Here is a 19,249-nt window from a genome sequence, read left to right on the forward strand (position 1 = left end):
CGTCAAAACGCTTCCAACTGGCCAGTTCTTGTATTGAAAACAGGTAGGCCTTTAATTTCTGCCAGCCGCTGTTCCAGCGAAGCAAAACTTAATTCATTGTTCGCGTTTCTGGCTTCTCTAAAACGGGCTTGGGTAAATAATTCCTGCGGCGAAACTTCCTTTAGATGACCTAACAAATCTTTTCGGACGAAGAACGCGTTGTTGCCGGCTTTGTTGCAAGCGACCAACGCATAGCCTTTTTCGGTGGCCAGATCGCAAACGGCGCCGAACGAAGCACCAAAGTACAGGTTGGAATAATGGGCATTTGAGCGGACAAAATCCGCCTGGTAAGGAATTGTAATGGCGCGTTCCGGCCCAAACAAGCTGTTGTACTCAATGATGACAATGGCGGGTTGCACCACATTGATTGCTTTCCAGACCCAGTAATCATTGCCATCAATATCAATGCTTAACAGGCCTATTTCGCCCGAAAAGCCGTTTTCTTTAAGGAGCGTGTTGATGTTATCCATTTTAATGAAGCTGCTGACGGCGGTTAAATCATACTTCCAGAAGTTAGGATCTTTCCGGACATGATCAATGTTGGAGGAGGAACCGTCTATAACCAGACCCCGCCAGTTATCATGCATTAACAAGAATTTAGTGTTAGCTTCTTCGTAGGTTTCTACGCCAAATTCAACAAATGCCTGATCAGAGATGCCTATCGATTGAATGAGGTATTGAATAATTCCATCTTCGCCGAATTGCGAAAAAACCCTAAACTCCGCATCCCGTATGGGTTTAGTAAGATCAACTTGCTTCGCTAATCCTGTACCAATCAACAACCGCAACTCTTTATTGCTTTCGCGTAGATAGCGAACGTTCAATATAACCTCTCTGATCTTATCTAAAATTTTCATCCCTTGACTCTAAAATTGAGCTGTTCCTTTAGTCCAAAAATATGGGAGCAGAAACAAAATTTACCAAGTAGAAAAGCGCTGAAGCCTAGTTGGGAGAATCGTTTTATAAGCAGAGCACTCTCGGATACAAATCTATGCAGAAAAGAGATAGCCGCCTGATAAAATCAGTTTATGGCTTTTTTACTTCAGCGAATTTAGGGCGAAATACCTGCAAGATACAATTTTTAGGCCTTAAAACTCCTTGGCTCTCTTGCTGGAAACTAAGGGAACTATATGGGAATTGTACAAGAGAAATGGGATAAGAAAGTGTTTTTCTTACTATTGGTGTTATTTTTGCCTGGAACCAGCGTAAAAGTTCAATCGACCGTACCAATAGTAGTTGTCTGAAAATAGTTATCAATGCTTTTTAACTCGCTTCATTTTGTTCTATTTTTTATCGTTGTTACAAGCGCTTATCACCTCTTGCCACATCGCTACCGTTGGCAATTATTATTAGCGGGGAGCTGTTACTTTTACATGGCCTTTGTGCCTGTTTATATCCTGATTCTGGGATTTACCATTGTCATTGATTACTTCGCCGGACTCTATATTGAAAAAACCCGCGGACAGACTCGAAGGTTGTTTCTAATCATTAGTCTGATCTCGAATATTGGCGTACTAGCCATCTTCAAGTATTATAATTTTCTCAACGATAATCTAAACCTAATGCTGGCCAATGTTGGCTACCCAGCACTTTTGCCCCCTTTAACCATTTTGCTGCCCATCGGTCTGTCGTTCCATACCTTTCAGGCGATGAGTTACATCATTGAGGTATATCGGGGTAATCAAAAAGCGGAACGGCATTTTGGTATTTATTCTCTGTACGTGATGTTTTATCCGCAACTGGTTGCCGGCCCCATCGAACGTCCGCAGAACATTTTGCACCAGTTTTACGAAAAACACGAATTTGATGCTCGTCAAGTCGTTGAAGGTCTAAAACAGATTGCCTGGGGGCTGTTTAAAAAAGTAGTTATCGCGGATCGGCTGGCGGTGATTGTCAACTATGTGTACAACGATCCAACTCAATTTCAGGGTTTTCCACTCATTATTGCAACGGTTTTATTTGCCTTTCAAATTTATTGCGATTTCTCGGGCTACTCAGATATTGCGCTCGGAACGGCCCGGACCATTGGCTTTCGGCTGATGAAGAACTTTGACCGTCCTTACCTGTCAACCTCCGTATCAGAATTCTGGAAACGGTGGCACATTTCGCTCTCGACCTGGTTCCGCGATTACCTCTATATTCCGCTGGGGGGGAATCGGGTTGCCGTGCCCCGTTGGTATCTGAATTTGTTCATTACGTTTCTGGTAAGCGGGCTTTGGCACGGAGCCAGTTGGACGTATGTGATCTGGGGGAGCCTAAACGGTTTGTACCTGATTATTGAGAGCATGACCAAAAATACCCGGCACCGACTCAGCCAGCGGCTGGGTTTGCAACACTGGCCTTCGGTACAGCACTTCCTGAATCTAACAACCACTTTTGGCCTGATTTGCTTTGCCTGGATTTTCTTCCGGGCGCAAACCGTTGGCGATGCTTTTTATGTGGTAACCCATCTATTTTCCGACCTGCGGAACAGCCTGAGCGAGGTGATAGCAACTAACCTGGGTTCCGACAAATACAACCTGTTTATCGGTGGGCTGGCGCTCGTCATCTTGTTACTTGTAGAAACGCTTCAGGGACGTATTTCTCTCCGCCACTGGATAGGCCAACAGCCAACGCCTGTGCGAATGACGCTTTATTATGCCCTGATTATGTTCATTATTCTGTTTGGCGTATTTGACGCCCGGCAGCAATTCATTTACTTCCAGTTTTGAGCATGTTGTTACCGTCAATGATTCGGAAGCTTCTTATTCTGTTGACTTTGTGTAGTCTGGGTGGTTACGGATTGATTCGAATTTTATCGCCTTATGTTCGCAATGAAAACGTGTTTGTGGCGGCCTCGCTCGACAAGGAAAATCGACTGAAGAACACGCCAGCACCCCGCCTGGTTTTTGTTGGAGGCTCTAATCTGGCCTTGGGAATCGATAGCCGCCGGGTTGCCGCCGCAACGGGCTATACCGTCACCAACATGGGCATTCACGCGGGCCTGGGCCTGCCTTTTATGTTGAATGAAGCCCTGCATGGGACACAAAAAGGCGATTTGGTGGTTTTGTCTATTGAGTACTTTCTTGATGAAGGGGACAATAAATTACTGGCACAATTGATTGATGTGAACCCTCGGGCTAAGCAATACCTATCGCTTTCGTGGCTCAATGAGATCCGGTTACTAGGGCAGAACTTACAGCGGTGTATGAGTGGTTTGTTTTATAAATTGCTGCGTGGTGATGCAACTGACCCGATCTACAACCGAAGTGGCTTTACCGTTGAAGGCGATCTAAAAGAGCATTTTGGCAAACCCAAACCCCGGCGGATTGGTGATGATGTGACTTTTCTGGAAATGGATTATTCAGAAAATATTCAGCGAATCAATGCATTTGTGAAAGCCGCTAAAGCCAGAGAAGCCGTTGTTGTGTTCACCTTTCCCGTATTTCCAGCATCTGCTTACAAGCGTAATCAGAAAGCTATTCAGCACCTGGCCAAACAATACCAAAACAAACTGGATTGTCCGATTATTAATACGCCAGCGACCTTTGTCTTGCCAGATCAGTACTTTTTTGATACCGTTTATCACCTGGACAGCCTAGGCGTTCAAGAGCGCACTACCCGGATGATTGATTTGCTGAAACTAAGGCAAAACATATTGGTTGGGAGCAATCAATAGCTAGCCTTTATAAAATGCCTACCTTTGTCTTCTTTGCAAGAAGCTATTTATGATTAGTGTCTGCATGGCCACTTATAACGGCGAACGTTTTGTCCGGCGGCAATTGGAGTCGATTCTACCGCAGCTTGGACCGGCGGATGAGGTTATTGTGTCGGATGATGGATCGACCGACCAGACGTTGATGATCGTCGAATCGTTGCGGGATGCGCGCATCCGTATTTTGCACAATTCCGGGCGTCACGGACCCGTCGGGAACTTTGAAAATGCCCTGCGGCAAGCCAAAGGAGACCATATTTTTCTGTCCGATCAGGACGATGTCTGGCTGCCCAATAAAGTAATGCTTATTCGCCCGCTGCTGGATCAGTACGATCTGGTGCTTACGGACTGCGAGGTGGCCGACGACCAGAACAAGACGCTAATGCCTTCGTTTTTTGCGCACCGGGGGAGTCGGGCTGGCCTGCTCAGAAACCTTTACAAGAACTCTTACGTTGGTTGTTGTATGGCTTTTCGGCGGTCGCTGCTCAAAAAAGCACTTCCCTTTCCGAGCCAAATTTACATGCATGACTGGTGGCTGGGTCTGGTGGCCGAGGCAAAAGGGCAAGTCTACTTTCTGCCTGAACCAACGATTCGCTATATTCGTCACGGTGGTAATGCGTCGCCAACCGGGGAAGGTTCGCTCAGTTGGTTTAATAAACTCAAAAATCGCCTGGGACTTGTCACGGCCTTAGGCAGGCGGTTACTGGCCTAATTTGTTTTTATCCTGATTCATGGTTTCTGTAATTATTCCTACCTACAACGCCGCCCGTCATCTTCCCGCTTTGCTTGATCGCCTGGCCGATCAGACCATTCCTTACGAACTGATTATCATTGATTCGTCATCAAAGGACGAAACGCCCCAAATTCTGAAAGAGCGGGGTATTGCCTTTCATACCATTTCGTCGGCAAGTTTCAATCACGGCGGAACCCGGAATATGGGCATTCGGATGGCTCGGTATGATCAGATAATCTTTTTAACTCAGGATGCACTGCCCACGGCGGCTAATACGCTGGAACTGCTCGTCAAAGCCCTCAACAGCCGCCCAGATGTAGCGCTTGCCTATGGGCGCCAGTTACCTTATCCGGATACACACGTTTTTGGAGCCTTTGCGCGTCTGATAAATTACCCAGACCAAAGTAGGATCAAAACAAGAGTTGATATTCCTGAGTTAGGTATTCGAACCTGCTCCTGCTCCAATTCGTTTGCCGCCTATAAGAAGGAAGACATACTGGCTTTGGGCGGGTTTCCGGATGATTCTATTTTTGGTGAAGATGTGTCGGTTTCTTCCCAGTTCATCCTGAACGGAAAGGCCATCGCATACTGCGCAGAAGCACAGGTATACCATTCGCACGACTATACAATTGGCGAGGAATTTCGGCGTTACTTTGATATCGGCGTTTTTCATGAGCAGCAACAGCGTTTTTTGAGAGAATTTACCCAGGCTGAATCCCAGGGTATTAAGTACATGACTGACGAAGCGCGTTACCTGCTCCGAACGGGAAATGCTCATTTATTACCAGCTCAGTTTGTTCGCTTAGTCGCAAAATACGTTGGATACCGGGCAGGACGCTCGCACGAAAAGCTACCGGTTGGAATCAAAAAGAAGTGGAGTATGAGCAAAACTTATTGGAAATAGTTGACCGTAAAATCGCTTTTTTTGTCGGATAATTAACGGTTGGAAAAGGCCAATAGATAAATAGATGGATTAAAACCCGTTTGTAACGGTTATTCATAGTAACTTCGGTGCAGCTTTTTAACCAACTGGTTTTTAAAGCGCTACTAATTGGATAAGTAACTCGCAAATAGAGCATGGTTACTTATCAAGGGCTTAGGCCTTGGGGATGCTTGCGAACGAGCAATTGCAGTGGAGACGAATACGGAGACGGAAGTCTTTGAGCGAACAAGTCATCCCTGACCTGTTTGTCCACCAACGGTTATTTGTATGAAACATCGTTTTTCCTTTTTACTGCAGCCGGCCAGCGCAATCATTGACATCCTATCGCTGAATGGTTGCTTTATTCTAGCTCACCATCTGACGTTTGGTCCGGCAAGTAATCCTTTTGCAGATGCTTACCTAACCCTCTTCTGGTTTTTTAACGCAGCCTGGTTGCTTCTCCTACTCATTGCTCGCCCATACCACTACTCCCGCCTAAATTTTACCGCAGAAAATTTACTGATTAACCTGCTCAAACTTGCTGGCCTGCACGTTGCTCTGGTGTCTGTTTTTGGCATGTTTACAAACAGCCATTCTTTTTCAAGGACGCATTTGATTACGGCCTATTTGCTATTTCTGCTGGTTGGGGCTTTATGGCGCGTTCTGGCTTTGGTAGCTTTGAAGTTTTACCGGGCGATGGGCTATAATACCCGGCGGTTTGTTATTGTTGGCTACGGAGAAATGTCGAACAGTATCCGGGTTTTCTATGAAACGCATCCCGAAATTGGATTTAAGTTTTTGGGGTATTTCGATAAACTAAACTTAGACAATGCGTCGGAACTGCGCGGCGATTATTCAGAATTGAAGAACTATGTAACCGCATACGGTATTGATTGCGTTTACTGCTGCCTGCCCTACATGGATACCAACCAGCTGAAAGAAATCATGGCTTTTTCCGAAGAGGCGGGTTTTCAGGTTAAACTCATTGTCGATTTTAAAGGCTTCTTGACGCGCACGGTTAACGTAGAATACCATGACATCCAGCCGGTTATTGGCCTTTCGACCGAATTGCTGGACGATTTGCGGATCAATGTCTTCAAGCGGACATTTGATATCGGCTTTTCAACGTTGGTGTTGATGGCCGGCTCTCCACTCTTCTTCATTCTGGCCCTAATTACCAAATTCTCCTCTAAAGGACCGATCTTCTACTCGCAGGAAAGAATCGGGCAATGGGGAAAACCATTTCGTATCTACAAATTCCGTAGCATGTATACGGATGCAGAAATAAACGGCCCGTCGCTGTCGTCAGGTGCCGAAGATCCTCGGATTACAAGTTGGGGCCTTTTCATGCGTAAAACCCGGGTTGATGAGCTACCACAATTTTATAACGTGTTGATCGGGAATATGTCTATTGTTGGACCCCGCCCCGAACGGCAGCATTTTATTGACCAGATTGTAAAGCATTCCCCCGAATACAAGGTTCTGCTGACGGTTAAGCCTGGAATAACATCCATTGGCCAAATCGAATATGGATACGCTGCTAACGTGGATGAAATGGTTCAGCGTGTGAAGTACGATCTTCAATATCTTCAAAATGTTTCTTTTTCATACGATATATGGCTAATTATGCGGACTCTTCGCATAATGATGCAGGGAAGGGGACAATAAAACCCTATTTATCAATTGTTTTGTGTTTATTCTATGCGTCATAAGACCTATGGTTTCCTTTTATGTTTTCTCTTCTTCTTTCAGGATACCATTGCTCAACAGATTGGGATGCCACATACCCATCAGTTTCGCGTAGAAGCAGGTGCGTATGCAAGCAGTAACGAGCAGTTACCTTTCTGGCTTCGGGCCAACCAATACGGAATTGTTCCCCTCACCGGGCCGTTGGCTACTTTACGAGTTGGCGCTTATTCGGATTACCGGAAACCTTATCTGGACGGAAGCCAACTAAAGAAAAAGACGTTTGATTGGGGTTATGGGGTTGAACTGGTAGGAAATGGGGGCGGTAAAGAACAGGCCTTTTTGCTACCGGAAGCCTATGTAAAAGCACGTTTGGGCATTATCGAATTATATGCCGGACGCCGTCGTGAAATCATAGGATTAGCGGATACCACCTTAACTTCGGGTTCATATGCCTGGTCGGGAAATGCGTTGCCCATCCCAAAGATTCAGATTGGAACGCCTGGTTTTGTGCCTGTTCCCTTCACGAAGAATTTATTCTCCGTAAACGCTTTTTACAGCCACGGCTGGTTCAATAATCAGGGGCTCGTCAAGGATTACTTTCTCCACCAGAAGGCGCTTTATGTACAACTTGGTAAGTCAACGTGGCCGTTTCGTTTGTACGGGGGAATCAATCACAACGTGCAGTGGGGGGGGAATAGTAAGGTGCTTTCTTCTGCCGTAGCGATCAATGGGCAGCTACCTTCCCGGCTTAAAGACTACTGGTACGTTGTTTCCAGCCAAACGCGTTCGTTTATGGAAGATACCACCGTACGCACATCCATGGAAGATAACCGGATTGGGAATCACCTGGGTTCAGTGGATATTGGTCTTGATTTTACAATGGGCGATTTCAATGTATTGGTCTACCGGCAAAATCTATATGACGACGGATCTTTGTTTCTGTTGACCAATATCGCTGATGGCTTAAATGGGCTTCGGATACAGAATCGGCGGATGCAGCGCTCGGCATTTCACGTTAAAGAGCTGCTAGCTGAGTTCCTGTATACTAAAAGCCAGGGAGGAGACGTTTTTTTGCTTATTCCGGGACGAGGGGACTTACGGGGTCGTGATAATTACTTCAACCATTCTCAATATATAGACGGTTGGACGGTCAATGATAAAATCATCGGTAGTCCTTTCCTAACACCGCGCAACGAAACGGATTTAGGTACTGGTGCACCGCAGGCCATTGCTAACAACCGCCTTTCTATGTTCCACTTGGCTGCCAATGGCTTGGTAGGTGAGCGTACCGAATGGATGGTTAAGGCTTCTTATAGCCGCAATTTTGGAACCTATGACCGGCCCTTTGCCGATCGAGCCGACCAATTGTCGCTCCTGTTGAACGTATCGGTTCCTTTCAGGTTACGTGGCTTAGGCGAAATGAAAGTAAATACCTCCCTAGCCCTGGATCAGGGAAATCTATTCAGAAACACAACGGGGATCTATATAGGACTGCGTAAAGAGCTTTTTTCGGGGCCGTCCATTGCTCCGCCTTTCATGGTCCCTGGACAGAATTAATAGCTTTTACAAAAAAAGCCCGCCTTTCTGAGGCGGGCTTTTTTTGTATTTATAATTTATCTTAGAAGTGCCGGTCGCCTGCTTCACGCTTGCCAAGCATAACCGCGCCTACCATAGCAACCAGAAAGAGGATAGAAACTAGCTCAAAGGGGAGTAGGTATTCTTTATAAAGCACCATTCCTAAGCCTTCAACCATGCCCACTTTGTTGTCATAGGCATAGGGGTTATAGGAACCGACCTGGCTAGCCCGGAAAACCGTAACCATCAAGACCAGCAGAACACCACCGACAATAACCGCAGCAATTTTAGTAAGGTTGGTTTTGGCCTCTTCGTCGTCCTTTTTCATGTTTAGAAACATAATTGTAAACAAGAAGAGAACCATAATGGCTCCTGCATAAACAATGATGTTAACGGCTGCCAGGAATTGGGCGTTCAGTAGAATGTAGTGTCCTGAAAGGCAAAAGAAAGTCAAGATAAGCGCCAAAACGCTGTGGATGGGATTGCGGGCTGTAATCACGTAGGAGGCAGCCAAAAGGGTCAAGAGTGTCAATCCGAGGAAGATATAAGCAACGGGCTGTCCTGACTTAAGAAGAGTAACAATATCGTTCATTGCTAGTCGATAAGAGGGGAAAAGGGCTCGGCACCGAACATTCGGTGCCGAGTAAAATGAGATAACAATTAGGTGGCTGATCGGGACAACGAAGGCTCAGTAGGCGTTGCCTGTACTTCCGTGTTCGTACGTACGTACCGGTCGTTCAGGTTTTCTACCAGCTTATCTTTTCCGTAAATTACCTGATCCCGCTCGGTGAAAACAGGTACAAGACGGTCGTGGCGTAAGTAAACAGCCTGTTTTGGGCAAGCTTCTTCACAAAGTCCACAGAAGATACAACGCAGCATGTTTATTTCGTAAACAGCGGCATATTTCTCTTCCCGATACAGGTTTTCTTCTCCTTTTTTCCGCTCGGCAGCTACCATCGAAATGGCTTCTGCTGGACAGGCAACGGCGCAAAGTCCGCAAGCTGTACAACGCTCCCGGCCTTCTTCATCCCGTTTCAAAACGTGATGCCCGCGAAACACAGGACCCAGGTAACGCTTCACCTCTGGGTACTGAACTGTCGCTTTTTTGGAAAAAAAGTGTTTAATTGTGATCGCAAGTCCCTGAGCAATAGCCGGAAGATACATCTTCTCGGCTAAGGTCATTTCTTTGTGACTGACTTGCTTTGATCTATTTGATAGTTGCATAGTGGTCAAATTTTACGCCTGGCTTAACCTGGCTGCTTAGGAACGCTGGGGGCGAACTTGACTTTTTGACGCTCGTGCGGCTGACATAATTGCCAGTATGACCATCACAGCTACAATTAGCCAGCTTGCATACTTAATGTTATACAACAGTCCAGCACCCGTAACAATTACATTCAGGATGGATAATGGAATCAGTGTTTTCCAGCCTAAATTCATTAACTGATCATATCGGAAACGCGGTACGGTCCAGCGAACCCACATGAAAAAGAAGATGAAAAAGAAAATCTTACCAAACAAAGACATTGTGCCAACGAGCGTAGCCAGGTTGTGCCCCGTTGTTCCCAGAGAGCTGGTCAGTGTTTCCCGAACCCAATCCATGCCTGGATAGTTATACCCACCAAAATACAAGGAGGCAATGACCGCCGATGACACAAACATATTGATGTACTCGGAGAACAGGTAAAAGCCGAGTTTCATCGAGCTGTATTCCGTATGGTAACCTCCAACCAGCTCATTTTCACTTTCAGGAAGGTCAAAAGGAGTCCGGTTACATTCGGCAAAAGAGCAGGTCAGGAAGATAATGAAACCCAGCGGCTGGTTGAAAACGTTCCAGGCAATTCCGTGCTGGCTAGTAACAATGTTGCTTACCGACAGCGAACCAGTCATCATCAAAATCGCGATGATCGACAAGCCCAGGGCTACTTCATAACTGATATTTTGCGAGGCGGCCCGAATAGCACCCAACAAGGAAAACTTGTTGTTAGACGCCCAGCCACCAACCATGATTCCGTAAACACCCAGTGATACAACCCCGAAGATGTATAAAATCCCGATATTTACTTCAATGCCCTGGAGCGCATAAAGTACGTTATCGAACTGGAACGTCTCCCCAAACGGTATGACTGCGCTGGACATCAGTGCGGTCAAAATAGCCAAACAGGGGCCAAGAATAAATAGACCTTTGTTCGCTTGTGAAGGGATAAAATCTTCTTTAAAAAACAGCTTACCGGCATCCGCTAACGGTTGCAACAGCCCAAACGGCCCTGCGCGGTTTGGGCCAATCCGGTCCTGAATGAAACTGGCAACTTTCCGTTCGGCATAGGTGGAATACATGGCAATTAGCAGTGTAACCCCAAAGACGACCAGAATGAAGACTGTTTTTATTATTAAGGCGGTTAAATCCATATAAATGCTAGTGCGTTAAAACGAATCAAGGTTCTGGATCATTGGCATGAGGGAGCGCAGGTGCAAACCGTTCGGGGGGCAACTGCTGAATACCGAGTTGTGATTTGTTGCGTCCATCGTCGACGGGGGTATACTCCTCCGCTGCCAGATTCAGCGCAAACTGTGATGTTTTTACAGCATCACGGCGGTATTTATTGGCTGAGATAACCGAACTGCGGGCCACTTTTGTAGCTCCTTCAATAACCCAGTCACTTGTTTTTTTCTTGTCGAACCGGCAAGTATTGCAGATAAACTCCGTGACTTCGTTCCACTCGTTTTTACGGGCCGTTACGCGGATAACTTCCTCGCCGCGATACCAGAGCGTTACCTTACCCGAGCAGGTAGGGCAGTCCCGGTGCGCATCGACAGGTTTTGTAAACCAGACACGGTTTTTAAAACGGTATGTTTTGTCTGTCAACGCACCAACGGGGCAAACATCAATGACATTTCCTGAGAAATCATTATCAATGGCTTTCTCAATGTATGTGCCAATTTCGGCGGCATCGCCCCGGCCTAATACACCATGAACCCGCTTCTCTGTAATCTGATCGGCTGTATAAACGCAGCGATAGCAAAGAATACAACGCGTCATGTGAAGTTGAATAAACGGACCGATGTCGCGCTTTTCAAATTCCCGGCGATCTTCTTCGTAACGAGTCGTGGCCAGACCGTGGTTATAAGCAAAGTTCTGTAAATCACATTCGCCCGCCTGGTCGCAAACCGGACAGTCCAGCGGGTGATTGAGCAGCAGAAACTCAACAATTCCCTTCCGCATTTCCAGGACTTGTGGGTTCGTTGTGTTTTCAACAACCATTCCATCCTGTACGGGCGTAATGCACGAAGCAACCAGTTTAGGCATAGGACGTGGATCTTTGGCCGACCCAGCTGCCACGCGAACCAGACAAGCCCGGCACTTCCCACCGCTTCCTTTCAGAGGCTGGTAGTAGCACATGGCTGGTGGTGCTACATCGCCACCGATCTTACGGGCAGCTTGCAAAATGGTTGTCCCCGGTTCTACCTCGACCTCAATGCCATCAACTGTGACTTTAAAAAGTTGCGGTTTATTATCTTCCATGTTGCTATTTTCCACAGTTAAACTAACGCCATTTCTCCCCGATAAACCGCGCCCGGTTGGCTCGCTTCATGTGGGTTGGTTACGTGCCACTCAAATTCCTCCCGGAAATGACGAATCGCACTTGCTACCGGCCAGGCGGCAGCATCACCCAAAGGACAAATGGTATTTCCTTCTATTTTCTTGGCAACGTCAACCAGCAGATCAATGTCATGCATGTTTCCGTGGCCGTACTCCAGTCGGTGGAGGACTTTTTCCATCCAGCCGGTTCCTTCACGGCAAGGGCTACACTGGCCACAAGACTCGTGGTGGTAGAAACGGGCGAAATTCCAGGTATTGCGTACAATACACGACGTTTCATCCATCGCAATAAAACCACCGGATCCAAGCATGGTACCCGTCGCAAAACCGCCATCCGATAACGACTCATAGGACATCAGGCGTTTCTCGCCATTAGCCAGCTTCAAAATCAGATCGGCAGGCAGGATAGGAACGGATGATCCTCCCGCAACAACTGCTTTTAATTTATGACCCGGACGGATACCACGGCACCATTCATCGGCATAGATGAAATCTTCCACTGGAACGCCCAATTCAATTTCATAAACTCCGGGTCGGTTCAGGTGACCCGATGCCGAAATTAGTTTAGTACCTGTCGAACGACCAACGCCAATTGCTGCGTAGGCCTCGCCACCGTTGTTTATAATCCAGGCCGTTGTAGCGATGGACTCAACATTGTTGACTACGGTTGGGCTTTGGTATAAGCCTTTTACTGCCGGGAAAGGAGGTTTATTCCGTGGATTGCCGCGCTTTCCTTCCAATGATTCCAGCAGGGCTGTTTCTTCACCACAGATATAAGCACCGCCGCCGGGCTGCACAACTAGCTCCAGGTCATAGCCACTACCTAAAATATTTTTACCCAAGAAGCCTTTTGCTTTGGCTTCTTCGATTGCTTTTTCGAGAATCCGGATCACGTACATCAGCTCGCCACGGACGTAGATGAACGATTTGTTTGCGCCCAGCGCAAAGCTGGAAACAATCATACCTTCGATGAGCAAATGCGGAATATGCTTCATCAAATAGTGGTCTTTGAAAGTACCCGGCTCCGATTCGTCCGCATTGCAGACCAGATAACGGGGAACACCTTCGGGCTTCGCCAGAAAGCTCCATTTCATTCCCATCGGGAAACCGGCACCACCCCGACCCCGAACTCCTGATTTCTTTACTTCTTCGACAACGGCCTCCGGCGTCATGGTTTTGATCGCTTTTTCAACCGCTGTATAACCGCCCATTTTCCGGTAAACGTCGAACGTCTCAATACCGGGGACATCAATATGTTCAAGCAGAATCTTTTTTCCCATCCTTACGGCTTATTTTGACAGTTCGTTGATGATTTCGTCAACGCGTTCATTCGTCAGGTGCATGTAATACTGCTCCCGGATCTGAAATACCGGCCCCATACCGCAAGCTGCCAGACATTCTACTTCCTTAATGGTAAATTTACCATCAGGCGTTGTTTGTCCAGCTTGAATGCCCAGCCGCTTTTTCAGGTAATCATAAACTTCTTCGCCACCCATCAAGCAGCATGGCCCCGTCCGGCAGTACTCAATAACGTGTTTGCCAACGGGTTCGAGGTGGAACATTGTATAAAATGTTGCCACTTCGTATACTTCAATAGCCTGAATGTCGAGCATTCGGGCCACATAATCCATCCCTTCAGCACTTGTCCAACCTTCCTGTTCCTGGAGCAGGTGAAGCAAGGGCAACAGCGCCGATTTTTGCTTTCCTTCTGGATAACGAGCAATAATTTCCTGCGCTTTTGCTAGTCGATCAGGCGTAAATTGTATTGTATTTTGAGTCTCTATCATCGTATCGTACAGCAGGTACTCATTCTATTTTATGCATCCAGCTCGCCAGCAATCACGTTCAGGCTACTCATGATCACAATGGCGTCCGACAACGTACGGCCTTTGCACATTTCCGGGTAAGCCTGGTAGTAGATAAAGCTTGGCCGCCGGAAATGAAGCCGGTAGGGAGTCCGGCCACCGTCGCTGATCAGGTAAAATCCTAATTCACCATTGCCACCTTCCACTGCATGGTAAACCTCACCCACGGGCGCGTCAATTTCACCCATCACAATTTTGAAGTGATAAATCAGGGCTTCCATGTTGCGGTAGACCTCCTTCTTGGGAGGAAGGTAATATTCCGGTGCATCGGCGTAATAAGGTCCTTCGGGCAGGTTTTCAAGTGCCTGCTCAATAATGCGCAGACTCTGCCACATTTCCTCATTACGGACCATATACCTATCAAACGTATCACCACTTTTCCCAACGGGAATATCAAACTCAAAGTCTTCGTATGAGGAATACGGATTCATTACCCGCACGTCATAATCAACCCCGGCCGCCCGCAAATTTGGTCCTGTAAAACCATAGCTCAATGCTCGTTCCGCCGAGATTCCGCCGACATCGACAATGCGATCCATGAAAATCCGGTTGCGGTTGAACATATTGCCAAACTCGTGCAACACTTTAGGGTAACGCTTCAAAAAAGCCCGAATCTTCCGAATGGCTTCCGGCGATAAGTCGCGTTCCATACCACCGATACGACCCATGTTCGTCGTTAAACGGGCTCCGCATATCTCTTCGTAAATCTCGTAGATATTTTCCCGCTCTTCCATGAGGTAAAGAAAACCGGAATAAGCCCCACAGTCTACGCCCAAAATTCCGTTACAAATCAAGTGGTCGGCAATGCGGGCCAACTCCATCATGATTACCCGGATATACTGCGCCCGCTTGGGAACGGTAATGTCCAGCAGTTTTTCGACCGTCATGTGCCAGCCCATGTTGTTAATGGGTGAGGAACAGTAGTTCATCCGGTCGGTCAGCGTCGTGATCTGGTAGAAAGGGCGCCGCTCAGCAATCTTTTCGAAAGCCCGGTGAATATAGCCGATGGTCTGTTCACCCGATACGATCTTTTCTCCATCCATTTGCAGGATATTCTGGAAAATACCGTGGGTAGCCGGGTGGGTTGGGCCCAGGTTAAGCGTAGTCAGCTCATTGACATACTGCACGGGTTCTCCTCCGGGTACAGCTACGCCAGATTTGGATTTATTTATTAATTCAAGTTCTTCAGTTGTCATAATGAGCTTAATCGTTTCGCGTCCGAAGGTTACCGAAGCCGCCCGAAGGCAAGTTCACGCAAGCAAAGACTGGGTTATCGTCCAAACAACTCATCAATTTTATCCTGCCGCGTTGGATCTTCCAGTTCATACTGTTTCCGCATCGGGAAGTAATCCATGTCGTCCATGTTTAGGATACGCGTCAGGTTCGGGTGTCCATCGAAAAGGATACCAAAAAAATCGTAGGTTTCCCGCTCCATCCAGTTCGCCGAGGCGTAGAGGGTAGATGCCGTAGGTATATGCAGGTCTGCTTCGGCCAAAAACACTTTAATTCTAATCCGGAAATTCTGTACCAGACCATGCAGGTGGTAAACCACGCAGAATTCGCGAGCTGGATTCGGATCATCCGGAAAGTGAACGCCCGTAATATCCGTCAAGAAACTTATTTGATAGAGGGAATGATCTTTCAGGTATTGCAGCATCGGAATCAGTTGCTCACGCGTGGTCGATAGCGTCAGCAATCCGTGCGGATCATCAAAATCATAGACGTCTTCTCCAAACTGGCGAATCAGGTCTTTGGCAACTTCCTCGTTGGTGAGCATAGGTTAAGGAGTGAAGGAGAAAGCCATTAGCACTTTCTCTTTCCTGTTTACTGAATATTATAGGACTCCAACAATTTCTCGTATTCGGGAGCATTGCGGCGGCGCAGGGATTCGTTTTTCGCTAGCTCCTGTACCTGCATTAAGCCATCCAGAATTTGCTCCGGGCGCGGTGGGCAACCCGGTACGTACACATCAACCGGAATAACGCGGTCGATTCCTTGCAGAACACTGTACGTATCAAAAATTCCGCCGCTCGACGCACAGGCACCAATGGCAATCACCCAGCGAGGTTCCGCCATTTGGAGGTAAACCTGCTTGAGGATAGGGCCCATCTTTTTGGCGATTGTTCCGGCCACCAACAGCACATCTGCCTGTCGGGGGGAGAAGCTTGGCCGCTCGGCACCAAAACGCGCAATATCGTACCGCGAGCCCATGGTGGCCATGAATTCAATTCCGCAGCAGGAAGTTGCAAACGGCAATGGCCAAAGGGAATTGGCGCGTGCTAAACCAATAATGCTATCTAATGAAGTAGCTTGAAACCCTGGCCCTTCGTAACTAGGGGGAGCTTCTGCCAGCTTGATGTCACTTGCCATAAGTTAGTTTGTTGTTGTCTTAGATAGAACAACGAATCAATCTCTTTTGTCCCAATTTTACTCCCACTTTAATACGCCTTTGCGAATTACGTAGAAGAAACCGGCTAGCAGAAGACTCATAAATAAAATCATCTCAATGAATCCTTCGACGCCCAGCTTCAGGAAGTTGACGGCCCAGGGATACATAAAAATGACTTCTACATCAAAAAGGACAAAGAGAATCGCAATCAGGAAGTATTTGATCGAGATCGGCGTCCGGGCGTCACCCTGCGAGGGGATACCGCACTCGAACGGATCGTCTTTCTTCTGGCTTTTCCGTTTCGGGCCAATAGCATGCGTTACAAACATAGTAACCACAATAAAGGCCAGAGCCAACCCCAATTGAATAAACACAGGGAGGTAATCCGATGGTAAGTAAGTTGTGTTCATAGGTTTTGCAATGCGTGCCGCAAGTTAGCACGAAAAAGAACATGTCCGCCCTTTTCAGCGATAAACAGACCTTGCTCGTTAGGTCAAAGTTACAATTTTCTTGCCGACAATTCAATACAAAAGCGGGCTTTCAGGGAAACCCGAAAGCCCGCCAGGCAGAATCGCATTGTTTTTATTCAATAATCAACCGATTTGCGGCATTGAAGCCCGCCGCCCGAACCTGCACGATATACTGCCCAGGCATCAGAACCGATAGATCCAGCGCTCGACGAGAGTTAAAGGTTGGAATAGTGGTGGTATAGACCAACTGGCCGTGCAGCGTGTATATATTCAGGGTAGCATTCGTTAAATTTTCGCGCACTTCCAGAGATACCTGACCTGATGGCGATGGGTTTGGGTAAATCGTTAAGCCTTTGTCATCGTCGGCAATTACATAATCCAGCGCGTTGGAAAAAGCAGAATAGCAGGTCAAATCGCTGCCCGCCAGCGTGAACACTTTCTTGGAACGGGTTGTATAGGCTCCTGTCTGAGTAACTTTAATTTCTGCGCTATTTTGACCGGTGATAAATTGATTTCCCAGGCGCCAATCGTAGGCAAGTGAGCCATCTGCTAAGGTATCTCGTAAGGTGTAAACACCAACCTGGCCAACGGCAGGCGTCGCTAAACGCGGCTGTACCGTTAAGCTTACCGGAGCGGAGGCAACCGACGAACAGCCAAATACACTGATGGCCCGGGCCGTATATTGGCCCGCCGTGCCAACGCGTAAGGTCCGGGCATTGGTCCCCGTGTTCCAGGCAATCGAGTTCGCAGTGGCCACATTGGTGGATAATGTCAGTACAGAATCCGTGCAGACCTGCTGCTGTCCTGTTGGACTCAGTACGGGTGCTGCTGGCTGAAGGGCACCACTGATCGTAACGGTAGGGGAGAGGAAGGTAGTGTTCTTCTCATCCTTGGCGATGGCAAAATACTTACCCGGCGCTGATACGGTGATGGATGGACCTTTCTGTCCATTGCTCCAGGTAATGTCCTGAAAGTTATATGTCTGGTCAAATTGATCTTTAACAGATCCAGCCAAATTTAGTGTTAATGCCTGATTAGTCGGACAGCTAACGGTCATACCAGCCGCAGGCAACGGAAGCAGTGGAATAGAACTCGAAAAAAAGCGGGCATCCATACTGGCAAACCAAGCCTGGGCTAATTGCCGAAGTCCATCGCCGCCAAAGTGCACGCCATCTGGGCGCGGAATTTGGATGCCATCAGTCATAGGGCCTGCATAGACGTTATTATTGAAGGTATTGATTACGTCATTTTGGGCCCCGATGACGTTCGCACTGGTTTCTCCGAGGTTATAGGAGGAACGAGCCAGCACCCAGGCAGGATACCGTTTCGTATCGGCTCTGGTTTTGTTTACCAGATACTGCATATATTCCCGGTATTGCTGGCGACCCAGGCGCAAGGGCACGTTATCCGTTTCTCCTTGCTGCCATAAAACAGCCCGAAGACCAAGCAGGGAGCTATAATACCGCAGGGCAACGACCAAGTTACCATAGGGCATTCCTTTCGGATAAAACTCTTCAGGGGTACCAATGGCAAAAATGTTTTGAGCAGGTTCTCCATTTGCGCTCTGTACCCAGGCCCTGATTGTAGTTCCCGCCCAGGCCGTATTAATGAAAAGCACCGGAACATTGTATTGTTGGGCAATCAAGTCGCCTAGTATACCCCAGCACCAGGCACTTTCACCGCGCGGACCAACAAGTGCGTCGGCACCTAACTGGCGGAAAGTGGGAGCGGGAGGATCGTTTAGAGAGTGCGATTTGCTATTGTCGTAAGTAATCGTGTTGACCCGGTCATCGCTAGCTCCGGCAGCTCCTTTGTCTTGGAAACCTTGCGCATTAGACTGACCCGTAATAATAAAAACTTCACCAACGCCAATCCGATCTACTGCATTTTCGCCTACCAGGGCTGTTCCGTTCCAGCCGCGCACTTCCAGGCGATACCAGCCGCCCCGGCCAGTCAACGTACCCTGAAAAATGCCCCCTTGCGGATTGTTTTGAATGGTTGTCCAGTCGGTATTGATACCCTGGCCGGCATTCATAACCACCAGGCGAGCTTCAACCCGCGTTACCGGCTGGCTATACGTACCTGTGATGGAAATTGGACTACGGTCAGAAAGGTCTCGTTGAAATATAGCCCGGCTGGCCGGATAGGTAATCGCTACCTGAGCATAAACAGACAGGTTACTCGTGAAAAACACAGCCACCCAGATTAACCAAGCGGATAAAATTAATTTCATAGTCAGTGGGAATCAGTAGTAGAGCACAACTTGTCCAGA

General features: G+C 47.6%; 18 protein-coding genes. 6 read left to right on the plus strand and 12 right to left on the minus strand.

The genetic code is table 11. The features are described from left to right. Positions 1-2: 2 nt before the first annotated feature. The gene (locus tag L0Y31_RS08430) at positions 3-896 is read right to left on the minus strand and encodes a hypothetical protein (RefSeq protein WP_234736677.1); all 894 of its coding nucleotides are present in this window, start codon (positions 894-896) and stop codon (positions 3-5) included. A 399-nt stretch (positions 897-1,295) separates the two neighbouring features. On the opposite strand from L0Y31_RS08430, the gene L0Y31_RS08435 reads away from it, so the two are divergent. The 6 genes from L0Y31_RS08435 to L0Y31_RS08460 all read left to right on the plus strand — a co-directional run bounded on the left by L0Y31_RS08435 (position 1,296) and on the right by L0Y31_RS08460 (position 8,634). Continuing rightward, positions 1,296-2,750 carry an MBOAT family O-acyltransferase gene (locus L0Y31_RS08435; RefSeq protein ID WP_234736678.1) on the plus strand — a complete coding sequence of 485 codons (1,455 nt, stop codon included), beginning with the start codon at positions 1,296-1,298 and terminating at the stop codon, positions 2,748-2,750. A gap of 17 nt (positions 2,751-2,767) precedes the next feature. Then, positions 2,768-3,697, plus strand: coding sequence for a hypothetical protein (locus L0Y31_RS08440; RefSeq protein WP_234736679.1), 930 nt, complete (start codon positions 2,768-2,770; stop codon positions 3,695-3,697). A gap of 64 nt (positions 3,698-3,761) precedes the next feature. Further along, entirely contained in the window at positions 3,762-4,445 is a 684-nt protein-coding gene (locus tag L0Y31_RS08445; protein ID WP_234736680.1) for a glycosyltransferase family 2 protein, read from the plus strand. A 19-nt stretch (positions 4,446-4,464) separates the two neighbouring features. Further along, the gene (locus L0Y31_RS08450; protein WP_234736681.1) at positions 4,465-5,370 is read left to right on the plus strand and encodes a glycosyltransferase family 2 protein; all 906 of its coding nucleotides are present in this window, start codon (positions 4,465-4,467) and stop codon (positions 5,368-5,370) included. A 306-nt stretch (positions 5,371-5,676) separates the two neighbouring features. Beyond that, complete coding sequence (locus L0Y31_RS08455) at positions 5,677-7,056, plus strand: sugar transferase (protein ID WP_234736682.1); 1,380 nt, start codon at positions 5,677-5,679, stop codon at positions 7,054-7,056. 33 nt (positions 7,057-7,089) lie between these two features. Beyond that, the gene (locus L0Y31_RS08460; protein ID WP_234736683.1) at positions 7,090-8,634 is read left to right on the plus strand and encodes a capsule assembly Wzi family protein; all 1,545 of its coding nucleotides are present in this window, start codon (positions 7,090-7,092) and stop codon (positions 8,632-8,634) included. Positions 8,635-8,695: 61 nt separating this feature from the next. Here L0Y31_RS08460 and L0Y31_RS08465 read toward each other — a convergent pair whose 3' ends face one another. From L0Y31_RS08465 to L0Y31_RS08515, 11 genes are all read right to left on the minus strand, one after another. Beyond that, a complete protein-coding gene (locus L0Y31_RS08465) occupies positions 8,696-9,244 on the minus strand; it encodes an NADH-quinone oxidoreductase subunit J family protein (RefSeq protein ID WP_234736684.1) in 549 nt (182 codons plus the stop codon). A gap of 68 nt (positions 9,245-9,312) precedes the next feature. Next, positions 9,313-9,876, minus strand: coding sequence for a NuoI/complex I 23 kDa subunit family protein (locus L0Y31_RS08470; protein ID WP_234736685.1), 564 nt, complete (start codon positions 9,874-9,876; stop codon positions 9,313-9,315). 36 nt (positions 9,877-9,912) lie between these two features. Continuing rightward, positions 9,913-11,061: an NADH-quinone oxidoreductase subunit NuoH gene (gene nuoH, locus L0Y31_RS08475; protein ID WP_234736686.1), complete on the minus strand. Its 1,149-nt coding sequence runs from the start codon at positions 11,059-11,061 to the stop codon at positions 9,913-9,915. Positions 11,062-11,086: 25 nt separating this feature from the next. Then, positions 11,087-12,175 (minus strand): NADH-quinone oxidoreductase subunit G, encoded by a 1,089-nt coding sequence (locus L0Y31_RS08480; RefSeq protein ID WP_234736687.1) that lies wholly within the window; start codon positions 12,173-12,175, stop codon positions 11,087-11,089. 17 nt (positions 12,176-12,192) lie between these two features. Next, positions 12,193-13,533 carry an NADH-quinone oxidoreductase subunit NuoF gene (nuoF, locus tag L0Y31_RS08485; protein ID WP_234736688.1) on the minus strand — a complete coding sequence of 447 codons (1,341 nt, stop codon included), beginning with the start codon at positions 13,531-13,533 and terminating at the stop codon, positions 12,193-12,195. Between the two features lie 9 nt (positions 13,534-13,542). Beyond that, a complete protein-coding gene (gene nuoE / locus L0Y31_RS08490) occupies positions 13,543-14,040 on the minus strand; it encodes an NADH-quinone oxidoreductase subunit NuoE (RefSeq protein WP_234736689.1) in 498 nt (165 codons plus the stop codon). A gap of 29 nt (positions 14,041-14,069) precedes the next feature. Next, complete coding sequence (nuoD, locus tag L0Y31_RS08495; protein ID WP_234736690.1) at positions 14,070-15,314, minus strand: NADH dehydrogenase (quinone) subunit D; 1,245 nt, start codon at positions 15,312-15,314, stop codon at positions 14,070-14,072. A 74-nt stretch (positions 15,315-15,388) separates the two neighbouring features. Next, a complete protein-coding gene (locus tag L0Y31_RS08500; protein ID WP_234736691.1) occupies positions 15,389-15,895 on the minus strand; it encodes an NADH-quinone oxidoreductase subunit C in 507 nt (168 codons plus the stop codon). A 47-nt stretch (positions 15,896-15,942) separates the two neighbouring features. Then, a complete protein-coding gene (locus L0Y31_RS08505; protein WP_234736692.1) occupies positions 15,943-16,488 on the minus strand; it encodes an NADH-quinone oxidoreductase subunit B in 546 nt (181 codons plus the stop codon). 57 nt (positions 16,489-16,545) lie between these two features. Next, complete coding sequence (locus L0Y31_RS08510) at positions 16,546-16,917, minus strand: NADH-quinone oxidoreductase subunit A (protein WP_234736693.1); 372 nt, start codon at positions 16,915-16,917, stop codon at positions 16,546-16,548. Between the two features lie 172 nt (positions 16,918-17,089). Then, positions 17,090-19,210: a T9SS type A sorting domain-containing protein gene (locus L0Y31_RS08515; protein ID WP_234736694.1), complete on the minus strand. Its 2,121-nt coding sequence runs from the start codon at positions 19,208-19,210 to the stop codon at positions 17,090-17,092. Positions 19,211-19,249 lie beyond the last annotated feature (39 nt).

The sequence above is a fragment of the Tellurirhabdus bombi genome, from assembly GCF_021484805.1.
Taxonomy (GTDB): Bacteria; Bacteroidota; Bacteroidia; order Cytophagales; family Spirosomataceae; genus Tellurirhabdus; species Tellurirhabdus bombi.